This is a genomic window from Mesorhizobium sp. B1-1-5, from assembly GCF_006443065.1.
Classification (GTDB): Bacteria; Pseudomonadota; Alphaproteobacteria; order Rhizobiales; family Rhizobiaceae; genus Mesorhizobium.
Genome location: NZ_VFWS01000029.1, coordinates 15,270 through 31,890 on the forward strand (window position 1 = coordinate 15,270; position 16,621 = coordinate 31,890).

19 protein-coding genes and 1 pseudogene are annotated in these 16,621 nt (G+C 60.3%); 11 read left to right on the forward strand and 9 right to left on the reverse strand.

Features of this window, described 5'->3' with window-relative positions; genetic code table 11:
* Positions 1 to 62: 62 nt before the first annotated feature.
* Complete coding sequence (locus tag FJ980_RS12475) at positions 63 to 407, forward strand: hypothetical protein (RefSeq protein WP_140543181.1); 345 nt, start codon at positions 63 to 65, stop codon at positions 405 to 407.
* A gap of 19 nt (positions 408 to 426) precedes the next feature.
* On the forward strand, positions 427 to 1,194 hold the full coding sequence (locus tag FJ980_RS12480) for a hypothetical protein (RefSeq protein WP_140543182.1): 768 nt from the start codon (positions 427 to 429) through the stop codon (positions 1,192 to 1,194).
* On the opposite strand, the gene FJ980_RS12485 is transcribed toward FJ980_RS12480, so the two are convergent.
* The 4 genes from FJ980_RS12485 to FJ980_RS12500 form a co-directional block, all read right to left on the reverse strand.
* A complete protein-coding gene (locus FJ980_RS12485; RefSeq protein WP_140543183.1) occupies positions 1,184 to 1,648 on the reverse strand; it encodes a hypothetical protein in 465 nt (154 codons plus the stop codon). The genes FJ980_RS12480 and FJ980_RS12485 overlap by 11 nt on opposite strands.
* 204 nt (positions 1,649 to 1,852) lie before the next feature.
* Positions 1,853 to 2,044 carry a hypothetical protein gene (locus tag FJ980_RS12490; RefSeq protein ID WP_246676403.1) on the reverse strand — a complete coding sequence of 64 codons (192 nt, stop codon included), beginning with the start codon at positions 2,042 to 2,044 and terminating at the stop codon, positions 1,853 to 1,855.
* 183 nt (positions 2,045 to 2,227) lie between these two features.
* On the reverse strand, positions 2,228 to 2,839 hold the full coding sequence (locus tag FJ980_RS12495; RefSeq protein WP_140543185.1) for a hypothetical protein: 612 nt from the start codon (positions 2,837 to 2,839) through the stop codon (positions 2,228 to 2,230).
* Positions 2,832 to 4,229, reverse strand: coding sequence for a site-specific integrase (locus tag FJ980_RS12500; protein WP_181181178.1), 1,398 nt, complete (start codon positions 4,227 to 4,229; stop codon positions 2,832 to 2,834). Before FJ980_RS12500 ends, FJ980_RS12495 begins: the two co-directional genes overlap by 8 nt.
* A gap of 550 nt (positions 4,230 to 4,779) precedes the next feature.
* Between FJ980_RS12500 and FJ980_RS12505 the strand changes: the two genes are divergently transcribed.
* The 3 genes from FJ980_RS12505 (at position 4,780) to FJ980_RS12515 (ending at position 7,423) form a co-directional block, all read left to right on the forward strand.
* Positions 4,780 to 5,850 (forward strand): AraC family transcriptional regulator, encoded by a 1,071-nt coding sequence (locus FJ980_RS12505; RefSeq protein ID WP_140543187.1) that lies wholly within the window; start codon positions 4,780 to 4,782, stop codon positions 5,848 to 5,850.
* 99 nt (positions 5,851 to 5,949) lie between these two features.
* The gene (locus FJ980_RS12510) at positions 5,950 to 6,792 is read left to right on the forward strand and encodes a sterol desaturase family protein (protein ID WP_140543188.1); all 843 of its coding nucleotides are present in this window, start codon (positions 5,950 to 5,952) and stop codon (positions 6,790 to 6,792) included.
* A gap of 13 nt (positions 6,793 to 6,805) precedes the next feature.
* Positions 6,806 to 7,423 (forward strand): class I SAM-dependent methyltransferase, encoded by a 618-nt coding sequence (locus FJ980_RS12515; protein WP_140543189.1) that lies wholly within the window; start codon positions 6,806 to 6,808, stop codon positions 7,421 to 7,423.
* Positions 7,424 to 7,629: 206 nt separating this feature from the next.
* Here the strand turns inward: FJ980_RS12515 and FJ980_RS12520 are convergent, their stop codons facing one another.
* Positions 7,630 to 7,908: a hypothetical protein gene (locus FJ980_RS12520; RefSeq protein ID WP_140543190.1), complete on the reverse strand. Its 279-nt coding sequence runs from the start codon at positions 7,906 to 7,908 to the stop codon at positions 7,630 to 7,632.
* 241 nt (positions 7,909 to 8,149) lie between these two features.
* Between FJ980_RS12520 and FJ980_RS12525 the strand changes: the two genes are divergently transcribed.
* Both FJ980_RS12525 and FJ980_RS12530 read left to right on the forward strand, forming a co-directional pair.
* The gene (locus FJ980_RS12525; protein ID WP_181181179.1) at positions 8,150 to 8,431 is read left to right on the forward strand and encodes a hypothetical protein; all 282 of its coding nucleotides are present in this window, start codon (positions 8,150 to 8,152) and stop codon (positions 8,429 to 8,431) included.
* Positions 8,432 to 8,434: 3 nt separating this feature from the next.
* The gene (locus tag FJ980_RS12530) at positions 8,435 to 9,205 is read left to right on the forward strand and encodes an AAA family ATPase (RefSeq protein ID WP_140543191.1); all 771 of its coding nucleotides are present in this window, start codon (positions 8,435 to 8,437) and stop codon (positions 9,203 to 9,205) included.
* A gap of 1,211 nt (positions 9,206 to 10,416) precedes the next feature.
* On the opposite strand, the gene FJ980_RS12540 is transcribed toward FJ980_RS12530, so the two are convergent.
* A complete protein-coding gene (locus FJ980_RS12540) occupies positions 10,417 to 10,725 on the reverse strand; it encodes a YciI family protein (RefSeq protein WP_140543192.1) in 309 nt (102 codons plus the stop codon).
* Between the two features lie 83 nt (positions 10,726 to 10,808).
* Between FJ980_RS12540 and FJ980_RS12545 the strand changes: the two genes are divergently transcribed.
* The 4 genes from FJ980_RS12545 to FJ980_RS12560 all read left to right on the forward strand — a co-directional run bounded on the left by FJ980_RS12545 (position 10,809) and on the right by FJ980_RS12560 (position 15,355).
* A complete protein-coding gene (locus FJ980_RS12545; protein ID WP_140543193.1) occupies positions 10,809 to 11,708 on the forward strand; it encodes a LysR family transcriptional regulator in 900 nt (299 codons plus the stop codon).
* A 303-nt stretch (positions 11,709 to 12,011) separates the two neighbouring features.
* On the forward strand, positions 12,012 to 13,244 hold the full coding sequence (locus tag FJ980_RS12550; RefSeq protein ID WP_140543194.1) for an HlyD family secretion protein: 1,233 nt from the start codon (positions 12,012 to 12,014) through the stop codon (positions 13,242 to 13,244).
* Entirely contained in the window at positions 13,241 to 14,851 is a 1,611-nt protein-coding gene (locus tag FJ980_RS12555) for a DHA2 family efflux MFS transporter permease subunit (RefSeq protein ID WP_140543195.1), read from the forward strand. The genes FJ980_RS12550 and FJ980_RS12555 overlap by 4 nt, the downstream gene beginning before the upstream one ends.
* A gap of 72 nt (positions 14,852 to 14,923) precedes the next feature.
* Positions 14,924 to 15,355 carry a cupin domain-containing protein gene (locus FJ980_RS12560; protein WP_140543196.1) on the forward strand — a complete coding sequence of 144 codons (432 nt, stop codon included), beginning with the start codon at positions 14,924 to 14,926 and terminating at the stop codon, positions 15,353 to 15,355.
* Positions 15,356 to 15,397: 42 nt separating this feature from the next.
* Here FJ980_RS12560 and FJ980_RS12565 read toward each other — a convergent pair whose 3' ends face one another.
* The 3 genes and pseudogenes from FJ980_RS12565 to FJ980_RS35835 form a co-directional block, all read right to left on the reverse strand.
* The gene (locus FJ980_RS12565; RefSeq protein WP_095764997.1) at positions 15,398 to 15,853 is read right to left on the reverse strand and encodes a carboxymuconolactone decarboxylase family protein; all 456 of its coding nucleotides are present in this window, start codon (positions 15,851 to 15,853) and stop codon (positions 15,398 to 15,400) included.
* Positions 15,854 to 15,939: 86 nt separating this feature from the next.
* Entirely contained in the window at positions 15,940 to 16,395 is a 456-nt protein-coding gene (locus FJ980_RS12570; RefSeq protein ID WP_140543213.1) for an SRPBCC domain-containing protein, read from the reverse strand.
* A gap of 33 nt (positions 16,396 to 16,428) precedes the next feature.
* Positions 16,429 to 16,614: pseudogene (locus FJ980_RS35835) on the reverse strand (SRPBCC domain-containing protein); the annotation flags it as partial.
* Positions 16,615 to 16,621 lie beyond the last annotated feature (7 nt).

Below are 16,621 nucleotides of genomic sequence, written 5' to 3' on the forward strand. Positions count from 1 at the left end.
TCGGATTGACAGGATTGGCAACACCATGGCAACATTCGGCATAGAAATGGCCCGATTAGCCGATGAAAAGACCCGCGATTTCCTATTCACGACCGACCGCAAGCACTCGGATAGGCAACGGCTCCGCCTTGCTTGACGGGATCGATGGCCGTTCTGCCGGCGCTCGTCGCTATCGCGAATTGCTGTTCAGATTGAATGGCGAGTTGTCGCTAGAACTTTCCAAGACCGGCCGGCGCGCGACAGCTCAGCAAGACATATTGCTTCGCCGCGCGGCCTTCCTAGCCATGTGGTGCGAGAACACCGAAGCGAAGTTGGTCAACGGCCAAGATATCGACATCGACGCTTTCAACGTCGCGACCAACACATTGCGCCGAATCCTTATGGATGCCGGCCTCCCCCTCAATTGACATACGAAAGGAATTTCCGATGCCTACTCCCGAGAAACAGCGCGCTCCGTATCTCACTCCCGAAACCCGCGAACCACTAATTGACCTTGGCGTTGTCGCGACCGTTGGCGGTGACGCTCTCAGGGGCCGACAATATTTGGCGCCGGAATTTCAGACGGAGGCGGCGAAGGCTGATACCGTTGTGGCGCAAATGGCGGGAATGCATGACGTTCTCCGCACGGGCCTAGAGGGGTTGCAACGAACATTGCGAGTTCAAGACCCCGCGATGACGGAGGAAGCTAATTTCCTCGATTTGAACCGGCGAACCAATGGTTGGATAGAGGCTGTTGCTAATCAGGCCACAGTGGCAAGCACCCAGGCAAAAAGGACAAGCGAAGCTCTCGACAACGATATCCGTTCAAAGCTCGAAATCAGCGAAGGTCCGCGCTCGAACGAAATCCGCTCGCATTTTAAAGCGATGAAAAACGGCGATGGCCTCTCGCTTGCCCTGAAGGCGATTGAAGCCGGCGACAAGGAAACGACGGCCGCTATTCTCAGCGGTCCCGCCTATCTTTCCGGCCTCAGCGACGAACAGCAAAACATGCTGCGCAATCAGATGGCATTGAAGTTTGCGGGCGATCTCGTTAGCCGGAAAAACGTCATTGAGAAGGCTATGGCGGTCAATGACCGGGCCTTCAATGAGTTGCTGTTAGCCGTTGGTCAGATTTTCCCGAAACATCGTGTCGATGAAATCACGAAACGGATGCAGACGGCGAAAAAGGACAAGGACGACTTTTTCAAGCTTTAGATTGTCGGCGTCCAAAGCTCGGTCGATCCGGCTGGCGTTTGGTATCGGTTGCCACGACTGGCAATTGCTGAGAGCGCTGCGGCCCTGGTTCGGGTTGCGCGCGCGATGGGCTCACATAGGGCCTGTCTTCATACGACTTGTCATTCCGTTGCGAAATATCGCTGACAGCCGGACCAATCGAAACACTCTGAGTTACCAAGAAGCCGCTGCCTGCCGGTTGAAAGCCCCTCGCTAGCAGACGATTATAATGCCATCGATTGTAGACGAATATCCAGATGAAGCCCGACAAACCGAATGTCATGAACGCTGAGATTGCCATTGCAGCAAAACCCAGCAAATCACCGCGTATCAATGCCGGAAAGGGTCCAAAGAAAAAGCACGTCCAAGAAAACCCCTCGTAGCCAATCCGGTTTGACAATGTGGTGGGGTTTTGCAACCGCGTTGCAATTGCCATTTCGAATCCTCCGCCAGAAATCTCATTTCCCACAAAGGCCCGAGATATTAGCAGTCTCAAAAGAAGAATATGTTAATATTTGAACGCCCGACAGGATGCGCGGTTCATTCGCCGGAACAGGGCGCGGCTACTTCCTGATGATCCAATCCAGCAAGCCGGATTGAACCCGGTCGCACCCGGTTAATCATCGTCAAACAACGCCGTCTAGCGGCCCGAGTTGGGGACAGCCTTAGCGTCTTTTGGTGGCATCGGAGCGCGCGCCTCTTTGATGATGCGCAAGGCTTCCTCGATGGTGATACCGCACTTGCGGGCATAGTAGGCGGCTTCCGTTTGCACCTCGTCATCCAACGGTAGTGCAATAGTCTGTCTGACTTTGTGCTTCGCCTTCTTGCCCATGAAGCGAATCATAGCATAATCGGCTACCAATGTGTTACCCTACGGGAAGGAGGGCTGCTGATCGCGCACCGGCTAATGCAGTTCCTCTAATGGCTCGTCCTTCGGAAGAGGCGAGCCATTTTTTACGGGCTGGTCTGTCAAGGATGCCGAATTCATCCGCTGGAATACGACGGGACCGGTTCGCTAGTTTCCGGCCCACTTCGCGTCGATCTGGTCGCTATTGAGTTTTATGATCTCCCTAACCTGTCGAAGCTCTTTGTTGTCGAGATCGATGCCGGTTGCACGATGATAGAATTCGCGACTGAAGGCACTAAACGGCCCGTCGGGATTACCGGTAGGCTTCTCAGTTCCGAACGCAAGAAAGAACTCGAAAGCCTTCTCCACTATTCGCCGCTTGCCGGTTTTGCGAGGCGCTCCGTTGGTCGGCCGCGCGATGGATTGTCGAGCGCATTCCTCAATGTGGGCTAGCGTGTCGAGCAAGGCGGATTGCTCTTCCGATGTTCGATTTATCCCCCAGGCCTTTCCCATGAACTTGAAAGCTAGATGAGGATGGCAGTTGCCCGGCTTCGTTAGCGATTCAATCGAGCGAGCTAGAGCGCGGGCTTGGTCCGCCAATTCTAGGAGGAAATTATTGTCTTCGCTTTTCGGGGCTCCGATGAATTGATCCGTTTCAAAGGCGCTGAGAAAGCAATTTTGCAAAGTCAGCTCTAAGCCTTCATTGAACAAGCCGCGACCCTCGCTAGCTATCCAAGCGTGCAGCTTCTGCAATTCGCTGTCGAAAGTCCTTTCAGCCATTCCGCGCGCTCCGCAAGCTGACGACATTGCCGGGCGGCGGATTGACAATTGAGCGCAATTTCCCTGCCCACAGTTCATGAGCTTCGCGCATTTCATCCGCGAATTCATGTTGGTCATAGATACGAGCAATTCCCTTTTTCGCGTGGCCGATGACCATTTCCGCAATCTCTGTGGGAATGCGGAGCGACGAAAGGCGAGTGCGAACCGTACGGCGGATATCGTGCAAAACGAAATCTGGCAGAGTGACCTTTGCAGGATCGTCACCGCGCTTTCGGGCCATCGCCTTCAACGTGCGGAGCATCCGCGCATCAAGCCGCTCTTTGGCCTTGCTGAAGCCGTTGACGGGCAACACGCCGGCTGTTGTCGAAAATAGATGGTCGCCAGTGTGTTTGCCGGTCCAATGCGGAAGCGTTTTGAGGATCGAAAGCGCGTCATCGGTCAGCGGAACCATGTGGGATGCATCCGACTTGAAACGCTCGGGCGGCACCGTCCAAACCTTCGCACTTTTTTCGAGCTTGCTCCAATCTATCGGCCCGGCTCCGGGTTGCCTGGGCGACCGCAGGAGCCGCAGCAAGTCGGGATGGAATTCGGACCAACGGGCCTCGCCTACTTCGCTCTTGCGCTGCCCGGTGACAGCCAGGAGCCGGAACAGCGGGCCGTAGGGGTAGCCTAGGCGCTCTGTCGCGCGCCAGAAGGCTCCAAGCTCGGCGTCGGCTAGAACGCGCTGGCGGGGCTTCTTCTCCCCGATCAGGGCCTTTGGCTTCAGGCGGTCGCACGGCGACACCTTGAGGCCGTATGGCTGATTGATAGCCCAATTGAAGAAAGAGCGGATATCGGTAAGCACGTTGTGCGCGTGAGCTAACTTGCCTTGCTTCGTGAGCCCTCTAATCAGCGCCTTAACGTCATCGTCGCTGATATCGGTAATCGGTTTGTCCTTCCACAAAGGAAGGACTTCCTTCCTCAACTCATACTCGACAACTTTACCGCGCCGTTGCGTTTTAAGTTTCTCGGAAATGAAATCCTCAACGACGATCCCGAAACGCAAATCACGCTTGCGCTCGGCATCTTCTTTGGCTTTCCGCTGAGCTTCGCGCGGATCAATGTTCTGTTTGATGAGCTTGCGCCATTCGTCGGCGCGCTCGCGAGCTTCCTCTAGCGTGAGATCGCCTTTGCTGTTCTCGCGATATTCGCCGAAAGCGTGTCGCGTTGGATGCTTCGATCCGGGAAAGCGAGTGACCATTACGAATGTCCGGCGAAACTCGCCCTTGTCGTTTTTAGGGCCAACGCGAACCATGAGGTTTCGCGTTTTCTCATCCTTGACGTCAAACCAATTGTCGGCGGGCCGCAGCGCCTTTAATTCGCGGTCGGTGCTGTAGGATCGCTTTTCCATGCCTAAAGGCTCCCATGGCAACATCGTGGCAACATTTTTGACGCAATACCATGTTGCCATATGCAACGCAATGAAATGCGATGAAAGCACATGCCCTTGAAATCGCTATAGTTTATGAGAGACGGCGAAACGGTAAGAGCGGCGATACGATCCGGGCCTATACGGCTGTTAACCGGTTGGTCGCTGGTTCGAATCCGGCCCGGGGAGCCAAGTTCCACTCGGAACGCCTTATTTCTCGACGTTTCCAAGGCCAAGCCTTTCCCTGCGGTCCACATTCCGGCACGCTCGAGATTTAACATCAAGGCAATGTCCGTCAAGCGCGTCCTCGACTGTGCCGAAACCGTCTGATTGTTGTCTGTTTTCAGATGCTGGCGATTGCCGAATGAAGGTAGGCGCCCCGCCAAGTTTTCGTTTTGCCACAACGATCGAGCAGCCGCCGATCTGTCTCACATTCGTACCATCACGACGGACGACATGATCCATGCCGACCCGACGATCTGCATGAGCGACTGCTCGCCAAGACGTTGCGCCACACGCTGATTGCCTTAACATGATGCACATGAAGGGGGCGTTCGATATTGTCGATCTGCTGCTGCGCGGGGGTGCGGTCGCGCTGAACCTACTCGTTGCCGTCCAGTTCCTGCGATGGCCTGCGCAGCGGTTCGCGATGACTGCGGGAAGCCTCTTTGCCGTCTCCATCGCCGGCTACGGTCTCGCCTCGAGCGGCCACGTGACGGATGCGCTGGGCTTGCCTTCCGAGGCGCTTGTCATCGCGGCCGTGCTCGCTTCGGCGTTCTTCTGGTGGTTCGCGCTCGCGCTGTTTCGGGACGACTTCGCGTGGCGGCATGTTTATGCCCTGCCGCCCGGTCTACTCCTCGTATTCTACGGCATGCGGCAATGGTCAGAAGGACCGGGTCGCACCGCGGGCGAGCTGCTGCATCAGGTCGTGGTGGTGTTGCTGTTGATCCATGTGGTCAGCCTTGCGGTTCGAGAACTCGGGGACGACCTCGTCGATTCCCGGCGACGTTTCCGCGTCGTCGTCGCGCTCGTGCTGCCCGTGGTAGGATTAACCATCGCCGTGACGGAACTCTACAGGCTTCGTCAGCCGCTGCCGGAATGGACCGTCCTCGCTCAATCGTCGATGCTGGCGACACTGTCGCTTGCCTTCGCGGTCTGGACGACCGTGATCCGCCAGAACCTTTTCGTCTCCTCCCCTTCGGTACCGCAGCCGCGCGCCGATCGGCTCGGTCCTGCCGAAAGACTGGAACTCCAGCGCCTCCAGTCCGTGATCTCAAAGGGTTCCTGCTTTGAACCCGACCTTTCGCTAGGATCGCTCGCGCGCCAGCTCGCCCTGCCGGAGCACCGGCTGCGCAGGCTCATCAACAAGGGGCTCGGCTATCGCAACTTCGCGGCCTTCCTCAACGACCACCGCGTCGCGGAGGCCAAGCGCAGGCTGGCCGATCCGGAGCAAGCGCGCGAGCAGGTCGCCTCCATCGCCTACGGTCTCGGCTATGCTTCGCTTGCGCCGTTCAACCGAGCGTTTCGGGAACTGACCGGCCTCACGCCGAGCGACTACCGCGCGCAGGCGCTGGCGCGGCACGTCGATTCCGGAAATTCCTGATCGAATCTGGAAATCGCTGTGCGTCCGGTGATCGCGCGCAGCCCGATCCGCGCCCTTTGACCAACCATCCTTCCGGTATTCCACCGAAGGGAGCATCCGATGTCCGACACATGCCTGCTGATTTCGCTCATGAGCTACGCAAGCCACGTCTACCCCTATATTCTGCAGGGTGACCTTATCCGCTATGTCGCCGGGGCGGGCGGCACATTCCTGATCGTCAACACGCTGCTCGCCGGCTGGCTTGCCCGTCGAAGGATTCGCGACGAGCGACCGGACTGGCGCCAAATGGCGCGCGAGATCCTCGCGTCGCTACGGACTGTAGTCATCTTCTCGCTCGTCGGCCTTGCCATCGCCCTGTCGGAACGGCTGGGCTGGCTGGCGATCTACGGCGATCCGCTCGATCGCGGGCTGCCATATCTCGTGTTCAACCTCCTCGTGCTTATCGTCGCCCACGACGCCTGGTTCTACTGGTCTCACAAGATCATGCACCGGCCGGGGGTGTTTCGATGGTTCCACCGGCTCCACCACCGTTCGCACAATCCGTCGCCCTGGACATCCTATGCCTTCGACGCGAGCGAAGCGCTGGTCAACGCGATCTACCTGCCGCTGGCGCTGCTCCTGATGCCGACGAGCCTGCTCGCCGCGTTCCTTTTCACCGCCCACATGATGCTGCGTAATGCTGTCGGTCATTGCGGATACGAGATATTTCCTGCGCGCCCGAACGGACGGCCGTTGTTCGACTGGTTGACCACGGTGGCCCATCACGATCTGCATCATGCCAGGCCGCGCTACAATTTCGGACTCTATTTCACCTGGTGGGACAGGTTGATGGGCACTGAGGATCCGACTTACCTCACCGCCTTCGCCCAGGCTGCGGCCAAAGCCGACAAACGCCGACCGCAGGTTACACCGCAGCTACCGGCGCCTGCGGCGAAGGGTTAGCGGGAGCATTTTCATGGGCATTTATAGTGAGCTGATCCTGCCTCGCCTGGTCCACGGGTCGATGCGCAATCCCGAACTTCTCCCCTACCGCCGGCGCGTATTGGCGCCTGCGGAAGGCCGCGTGCTGGAGGTCGGCATAGGTTCCGGCCTCAACCTGCCGCATTACCCCGAGGGCGTGACCGAGGTCATCGGAATCGATCCTTCGGCCCGCCTCGCAGCGATGGCGCGGCGCGCCGCAAGCAGCGTCGCATTCCCGGTCACCGTCACGGAGCATTCCGCCGAGGCAATTCCATTGGCAACCGCCTCGGTCGACACGGTCGTGACCACGTGGACCTTGTGCTCGATCCCACGCGTCGGCCGGGCTCTCTGCGAGATGCGGCGAGCGCTCAAACCCGGCGGACAGCTGCTTTTCGTCGAGCATGGTCTTTCACCGGACAAATCTGTCCGCCGCTGGCAGGACAGACTCACACCGCTCTGGAAGTGCTGCGCTGGCGGCTGCCATCTCAATCGGCCGATCGGGAAGCTCATCGAAGATGCCGGGTTCAGATGCTCAGCACTCGAGACAGGCTATGCAAAAGGGCCGAGGCCAATGGTGTTCATGTATGAGGGCCGCGCATCGAACGATGGCTGATCGGCAAGCAGGGCGCAGTCCGGATATTCTGTTCATGGGAGGGTTAGGATAGGCGCCCGCCGGAAGCCCGCCGCCCTAATGGGAAGGCAGCGGGTTTAAACGGGCGGCAGCATTCCTGCGGAATCGACCGCCTCAACCGTCAGCCGAGCGCATGGGCATTATTCCATGGCGGGATAACGGTATGATGGGCTCATAGAGGAGAGGCTTCAGCCCCCCATCTTCTTGGCCATCGCGCAGAAGTCCGCGTGCGACTTGTTAAGTGTCGTGTCGCCGCAGTCTTTCAAAACCGCTGCACGCTCATCCGGCTTCATGGACATCCAGGCAGTCTTGAAATCCGCCTCGGTTCTCAATGTTTTCATGCCAGCGTCGGTGAAGAACGGCGACATCTTGGCCGGATCATCGAGCGCGGACGTATTACCGGCCATCGCGGCACTACCCATCATTGCGAGCGCAACTGCGCTCATGCAGAGCACCTTCATTTTCATTTGAATATCCTCCGGTTAGGTCCCAATGAAATGTGACCGTGACGTAAGAACGCGCAGTCATTCGAGACGTTCCCACACGTCGCAAACAAGCAAGGCGGTTACGCCCGAATTGCGGTGACGGTGCAGCCTTCACGTTGCTCCAGGAGCGCTGGCTCTGATCATTAGCCGTAATTCCGCCAATCTGAAGCCTGGCATCTGATTGAAGGCAAACAACGCAGAGAACGACGTTAGGCCCAACGGAATGGGCATTCAGTCCAAATTGCTGGTCTTCTCGAGGCCAAATAACCTCGCGAAGGAAAGGCAAGGGCAAATGGACGGGAAACGAGCGATTGCTGTCAAAGACTGGTCTTGCGCCATGAGTGACGAGATTGGCCGCGTGGTCCTGGCCATAAACTCGACCGAAGGTGAAACGACCTACGTTCTGATGACAACCTTCCAGGCGGCGAAAATGGCTCAGGAGCTGCGGTCGCCGAAGATGGTCCCCCGATACGACATGCAGCCAGGCCAGCCGCAAGGTTCCTAACGCATGATTGTTGAATTCGCAGGTCCGGCTGGGTCAGGCAAAACGACATTTGCGCATGCGCTCTATGAGCAGTTGCGGGCTCACGGACACCCTGCAAGGATTGTTCTCACTGACCGGCAGATTGTTCACCGATCCATGCTGGACCCCGGCGGCATTGTCACTGCGATGTGTCGAGTCGCTCGCGCGGCTGCACGCTCGATCGGCATGGCCTGTAGCCCATCCGCAAATGCCGTCGACTTCAGAATTCGCGCAAACCTGGTGCACACACTGCCTCCCACAAACGTGATCTGGCGCATCAGGCTAAGTCAATACGTTCTCCGCCTTGCCCGTGTATGGCGCCAATCTGCCACCAGCGAGGAAATTCTTATTTTCGACGAAGCCTTCGTCCAGGCGGTTTCGATGCTCGCCTGCTTCAGTGGAACAGCAGATGAGACGTGCCTTGCTCACGCGCTGGATTTCATCCCCGAGTCGGACGTGGTGGTTAGAATCGACGCCTGCGAGCAACTTCTCATCGAGCGGCTTGACCGGAGACAGAAGAGCCACACCTTTGCCGAGCGTTTGTTCGAAACCGGATTGGACAAAAGGCTTCAGTCGGCCACCGTCGTGGCGCGCGTATGCGGCTTGTTGACGGCGCGCGGCCGGTCGATCATTGACGTCGACGCCAACAATCAACGTGCACTAACGCTGGCGATCGACGAAATCGAAGAGGAAATCTTGGCGAGGTACAAACGCAGCTTGCACTCAGCAGCCTATCAGCCAATTCCGTTGGATTGATTGGCGGCCTGCAACGGACTTCCAATCACCGTCGGCGAAGACGGCTGCAGCCGCCAAACGTCTACACCCGCATGGGCAGTTCCGTCGCCGTAGTTCCAGGAACAGCCGTCGGGACTTATTGGCAAGGCGGGTCTTGGTTCCCACTGGCCGGCTAGGCATCCCCCATTTGTATGGCAAGAATCTTGGGTCGGCTGATAGGCTCGATCTCAGCCGGAGCGTTGCGAGCCTTGCTGGTCAGGCCCGGCCTGACTGGTTCTACCCCGCTAGCCTTGCCGGGCCGCTTCTCCGAGGTGACGGCCCGCTATCGTCGCCGGCTAGGCCTCGTCCCCTTCGATCCCGATGCTGTCCCCATCGCCATGGACCTTGTTCCGATCCCATTCGTTGGTTTTATCGGGCGGCAGCATCTCGGATTTCGCGTTGCTTGTCCTTGCGCGGCTTGGGACCGGGCAGATCGCGCGATGATCTAGGGTCGATTGAGCTTATCCCCGCGGTCGAACAGAATGCCAACGGTAGGCGGGCCCGAATGTTCTGTGGGATGCGGCCGCCCGACGGTAAGCGTTCGTCGCTGCTTGCCGGGCGTAAGTGCCGACAGCGCCGGCGCGAGGCTAGCAAGCCATGTGGCTTGGGAGCGCGGCGGTTCGCCGTCGATGTCCGTCGTCGCCTTCATTCAACAGTTCCAGCAGCGCGGTACAATCGATCAGATCGTGAAACTGGGCGCTTGGGTCAAGCCGAAGGCAGGAGCCGTAAGATCGCAGGCTTCGCAGCCCCTGCATTTTTTGCAGCCTCGCCCGACGTTCCGCTTCTCCCGGCAATGGCCGAGTTGAGCTCTTGTTCTTTTCCATCGGAGACTGCATGAGCAGCCCCTCCTTGAGGTTTCGGTCGCAGCGACAATCCTATAGCTCGCGCGGCGACGCTGCCATCATCTATTTGCAGGCCAATGCCTCCGGCGGGACTGAGGGGAATTACGGCGACAGTGCACATTTTTTCTATGCAGCGTGCCTCATTTTCCGGGTTCCAGAATCCAGGTGCGATGAGTTTCGACCAGTAGCGGTCATGGCAGCCGGCGCATGAAGATCAGTGCTGCGCCGAAGTCGGAAAAGCCGCACCAAACCGGCGATGACCGCCGATCCCAGCAGGAAAACAATTCCCTCTCCGAATAGGCGGTCGGAAGCAGGCGAACCAAGCTTGGCGTAAGATCGCGCAACTCCGTCCTATCCTTGGGCTCCGCGACGGATGCCATCGGCGAAAACTTGATGCCATGCGAGCACCCGCACGGACTGCCGCAGCCCCGTTGGCCAGAAAGGATCTTCCCTCACCAGACGGTCGACCTGCTCGCGATCTGCCGTCTCGACCAGCCACAAGCCGCCAGCCGGCGCACCGTCGTTATCGCGCAACGGTCCCGCCGCCTTGATCGCGGCCGCGTTGCGCTCCAGAAAATCGAGATGCGCCGGCATATGCTGCTGACGGACCTCGTTCGCCCGATCGAGAGCATCTTCGAGCAGGACCGCGAAGATCATCATTGCGTCTCCTTACAGATGGCAACGATGATACGCCGGCATGTGTGCCACTTCATCCGGGATCAATGCCGGTATAGGCTGCAAGAATGCAGCCTATAGATTGGAACGACCTTCGCTATGTCCTGGCCCTCGCAAGAGACGGCTCTTACGCGGCGGCTGCGCAGCGGCTGGCAGTAGACCCCACCACGATCGCACGCCGGTTGCGCGCCGTGGAGACGGTTCTTGGGGTTCGGCTGTTCGAGCGCGGCGCGGACGGCCGGATGCGCCCGACCCAGGCCGGCGAGATTGCAGCCAGGCGCGCCGAGGCGATGGAAACAGAGGCCGGCAGACTGGTTGAAGCGGTAACGGGGGCCGACGCTTTCGCCAGCGGCACGGTGCGCGTTACCGCCGTCCCCATCCTGGTCAACAGGGTCCTAGTGCCTGCTGCCGGGGAACTCGTCACCCGTCATCCGCTGTTGCGGCTGGAATTGATCGCGGAATCGCGCGGCCTGAACCTGACCCATCGCGAGGCAGATATTGCGCTTCGCCTGGCGCGGCCCGGCGACGATGCCGGCAAACGGGTGCTCGCCCGGCGCATCGGAACGCTCACCTACGCCGCCTATGCCTCAACGGCTATAGCGGCTGATCCCGCAAAGCTACCCTGGCTGACCTATGAGGACGGCATGGCGCGCCTGCCGCAAACAAGCTGGATAGCGGAAAACGCCCAGAAGGGCGGCGGAATCGCAGCCATCGTGATGAACGACGCCGAGGCGATCCTGCAAGCAGTGAAAGCAGGGCTTGGCCGTTCCCTGCTGCCTTGCATCGTCGCGGATCAAATGCCGGACCTTGCCCGCCTCCCCAACGGCGACACACCGCTTCCCGAACGGGAGATGTGGCTGCTGACACACCCCGATTTGCGTCATCTCACGCGCATTTCCGCTGTTCTCGCCTGGATGGAACATGCAATCATGCGGCTGGTGGCTGCTTCCCATCAGGAATTACGGTGACAGTGCACACTTTTTCTATGCGGCCTGCCCTCGTTTTTCCGGGTTCCAGAATCCACGAGCAATGGGCTTCGACCGATAGCCGTCATGGCAGATTTGTGAACTGGCGCCGCAATTCCCTGTCACCGTAGTTCCCCGTAGGCAGAACCCGTCACCGGCATCAACCCGATGGTGGATGGCGGTTGCATGGCGGGCTGAACGGCCGCCGATCGGACCAAGACCCGGCATCCGGCGACAGGAACCTTTGCGGAAACCACCCGTTGACCCTGCTGCGAGAGGGGTCGACGATATCTGGGATCCGTTGCCTTGGACGCAAAAACTGACAGAAAAGAGCGCGAAACCGCTCCCACGGAGGAACCGCGGGCTCAGCCCCGGTCCGATCGGCAGCAACGCCCGCCGGGCGACGACAAGCGCGTCGAAGACACGCCCGTCGAAGACAAGCGCGACGACAAGCGCGACGACGACACGCAAGCGCAAGACGCGCAGGCGAATGACGGTTCGTCCGACGGCAACAAACCCGGCCTCATCAGACGCCATCCCTATATAACGGCGATCGTCGCCATCCTGATCCTGTTGGTCATCGCGGCCGTAGTCATCTGGTGGATCAACGCACGGCACTATGAATGGACCGACGATGCCTTCATCGACGCCCGCACGGTGACGATCGGCGCGGAAATTGCCGGGCGCATCACCGACGTTGCCGTCACCGACAACCAGCCGGTCGAGGCCGGCGCCGTGCTTCTGCGCATCGACGACAGCGACTACCAGGCCTCGCTCAAACAGGCTGAAGCCGGCGTGGCGGCGGCGCAGGCCGAGATCGCCAACGTCCAGGCCCAGACCCAGGCGCAGAACGCCAAGATCGATGTCGCCGGGAAGCAGGTGGCGCAGGCGCAGGCCGCGCTCGAATTCGCCAAATCCGAGGACCAGCGCAACCGCGAGCTTCTGGCCAAGGGCACGGCGACGCAACAACAGGCCCAGCAGGCCGCTTCGACCTTGCGCCAGGATCAGGCAACGCTCGATGCCGCCAACGCCAATGCCGAGGCGGCGAAAAGCCAGGTTGCGGTTCTGCAGGCACAGGGCAAGAGCGCCGAGGCCAAGCTTCGGCAGGCCGAGGCCGCCGAGGATCAGGCCAAGACCACCCTCACCCGCACGACGATCACGGCGCCTGTCGCCGGTCATGCCACCAACATCACGGCGGCGAAAGGCACCTATGCGCAGCCCGGCCAGGTGCTGATGATGTTCGTGCCCAAGGACGTCTGGGTGAAGGCGAACTTCAAGGAGACTCAGCTCGACCTGATGCGGCCGGGCCAGCCCGTCGACATCGCCATCGACGCCTATCCGGAAAAGACCTTCCATGGCCATGTCGACAGCGTCCAGGCCGGCAGCGGCACGGCGTTCAGCCTGCTCCCGGCCGAAAACGCCACCGGCAATTTCGTCAAGGTGGTGCAGCGCGTGCCGGTCAAGATCGTCTTCGACCAGCCGCCCGGCGTCTATCTCGGTCCCGGCATGTCTGTGGTGCCGACGGTCAAGGTCAGATGAGCGATGCCGCAACAGTCCAGGGCGACCAAAGCCGGTCGGCGGCCGGCGGCCGTAATCCCTGGCTTATTGCGATCGTCGTCTCGATCGCGACCTTCATGCTGGTGCTCGACACCTCGATCGCCAATGTCGCGCTGCGCAATATCGCCGGCAGCCTGGCCGCCGGCATGGACGAGAGCACTTGGGTGATCACAACCTATCTCGTCGCCAACTCCGTCATCATCCCGGTCAGCGGCTGGCTCGCCAGCATCATCGGCCGCAAGCGCTATTACATGATCTGCGTGGCCACCTTCACGCTCGCATCGCTGCTGTGCGGGCTAGCCCCCAATCTGCCGACGCTGATCGCCTTCCGCATCCTGCAGGGGCTCGGCGGCGGCGGCATGGCGCCGAGCGAGCAGTCGATCCTCGCCGACACGTTTCCGCCGGAGAAGCGCTCCCAGGCTTTTGCCCTCTATGGCATTGCGGTCATCGTCGCACCGACGGTCGGCCCGACCATCGGCGGCTGGCTGACGGACAATTTCTCGTGGCATTGGATCTTCTTCATCAATGTGCCGTTCGGCATCATGTCGCTGGCGCTCGTGCAATGGCTGGTCATCGAGCCCGACATTCTCGAGCGCGAGCGCCGCGAGCGGCTGAGCAAGGGGTTGAAGGTCGACTGGATCGGCTTCATTCTGGTGGCGATGGCGCTCGGTTGCCTCGAAGTCTTTCTCGACGAGGGCCAGCGCAACGACTGGTTCGCCTCGACCTTCATCACCACCTTCGCCGTGATCTCGGCTGTGTCGTTCCTGCTGCTTGTTCCTTGGGAGTGGACGAGGCGCGACCCGATCGTCGACATCCGCCTGCTTTTCAGCCGTCAGTTCGGCATGTCGTTCCTGGTCATGATGGCGGTGGGCGCGGTGCTCTTCAGCACCACGCAGCTTTTGCCGCAGCTGCAGCAGACGACCTTCGACTACACCGCCACCCTTTCCGGCCTGTCGATGATGCCGGGCGGCATCGCCATGCTGATGCTGATGCCTATTTCGGGCTTTGCCGCCGGAGTTGTTCAGCCGCGCTATCTCATCATGCTGGGCATGTCGGTGGTCGCGGTCGCGCTCTGGCACACGACCTCGCTGACGCCCGATGCCAGCTTCGGCTTCTTCGCCTATGCGCGCGTCTACATGATGATCGGCCTGCCGTTCCTGTTCATCCCGATCTCGACCGCCGCCTATGTCGGCCTGCCGCCGCAGAAGACCGATCAGGCGTCCTCGCTGATCAATGTCGCGCGCAACCTCGGCGGCAGCATCGGCGTGTCGCTGTCCAACACGGTGATTGCCCAGAACGCCCAGCTCCATCAGTCGGTGCTGGTCAGCCACACGGCGCAGTCGAGCGACACCTATCAGCAGACGCTTCGCCAGGTGACGGACCATTTCGTCGCCGAAGGCTCGCCGCTGGCCGAGGCCAGGCAACAGGCCGTGGGTTGGATTGGCCAGGAGATCGGCCGCCAGGCTTCGCTGCTCGCCTATGTCGATGTCTTCTTCTATTGCGCGGTAGCGACGGCGCTGCTCGTGCCGCTCGCCCTGCTGTTGCGGCCGCCGAAATCCGGCAAACGGCAGGACAGTCCCGCCGTGTGACAGGGCCGCTTGCAAAAGGATGCTTGTAGGTCAATGTCGATCGGGCGATGGTGCGGCAAATTGGAGGGGACTATGCGCAACATCACAATACCGGCACTGCTGGCGATAGCCGCCGTCTACGCGACCGCGGCCAACGCCTTGGACAGCGGCAACACGCCGGTCGTGGTGACGCCGCTGGCGGCGAAGACGACGACCGCATCGGGTCAGCCGATCACGCTGCCGCAGAAGAATGTCGAGGTTCAAGTCTCGTCATACCAGATAGCCCCCGGCGCTACCCTGCCGGTGCACAAGCACCCCTTCCCGCGCTATGCCTATGTCGAGCAAGGGACGCTCAGGGTCGCCAATGTCGAGACCGGCGCCGCCAATATCTACAAGACCGGCGACTTCATCGTCGAGATGATCGGTCAGTGGCACCAGGCCACCAATATCGGCACCGATCCGGTGAAGCTGCTGGTGATCGATCAGGTCGAGCAAGGCGCCAAGAACACGATCCTGAAACAGTAGCCGGCGAGAGGCCCGCTTCGGAGCGGGCGCCCTCCTCCCACCTTATCCCCAAGCGCCCACGGGTTGCCGCGTGGTGGCGTTCAGGCGGTTGAACGCATTGATCAGCGCGATCTGGATCACCAGGGCGGCGAGCGCCTTGTCGTCATAATGGCGCGCCGCTTCGTCCCAGACGTCGTCCGGCACCGCATCGGAACGGTCGGCCATGCGCGTCGCTGCCTCTGCAAGCGCGAGCGCCGCGCGTTCGGCTGCGGTGAAATAGGGCGTCTCCCGCCATGCCGACACGGCGAAGATCCGCTCGTCCTTCTCGCCGGCCTTCTTCAATTCACGCGCATGCATGTCGACGCAGACGGCACAGGCGTTGATCTGGCTGGCACGCAGATGAACGAGCTTGCGCGTCACATAAGGCAAGCCGCCGGCTTCGGTCGACTTGTCGAGCGCCAGCAGCGCCTGCAGCGCGCCGGGAATGAGCATCACCGGGTTCTTCAATCTTGCTTCCATATTGGTCTCCTTCAGACGTTTTTTTGCGAGCCCTGGATGCAGACGCATCAGGGGACTTGCACCACATGTCGGCGCAAATGTCGGGATCAGCCCTGCCCGGCGGCAACCTGCTCAAGCCGCTCCAGGATGCGCGGCCAACCGCTTCCCATGCCTTTGTAGCCAGGCTCGTCCTGCGTCCTGAAACCGGATTGCTCCATCCGCACCCGGGTGGCGTCGCCTTCCGGCGTCAACGACCATGTCACCACCGTCTTCAGACCACTTTCGGACTCGCTTCCGTCGCCCCAGCTGTAGGCGAGCAGCCTTGGCGGTTCGACCCTCAGTACCACGCAGTTCGTCACGCCTGACCAGCCGGGCACGGGCTTTGCGCGGAAGGTGAAGCGATGGCCTTCGACCGGCGCGAAGTCGTTTTCCATCAGCCATTCGGCAACGAGATGCGGAAACGTCAGCGCACGCCAAACCTTGTCGGCGCCGTGTGGAATGAGCCGCTCGACAATGATCGATTTGGTTTCATTCTTCGTCGGGTCTTTGGCGATATCGTCCATGGCATCCTCCTTGTCCAATTGTTCCAGCAATTTCTGCAAAGCCGCGAGACAGCGCTTCCAGTGACGGCTGGCGCGTCGATAGCTCTGCGCATCCCGCGGCCTGAAGCCCAATTGTTCCACGCGCAGATGGGTGCCGGTTTCGGTCGGCGTCAGTGTCCAGGTGACGACAGTCCTCAGGCCGGTCTTTGTGCGATCCTCTTCACCGTTTCCAGGTGGCACGTCGTGC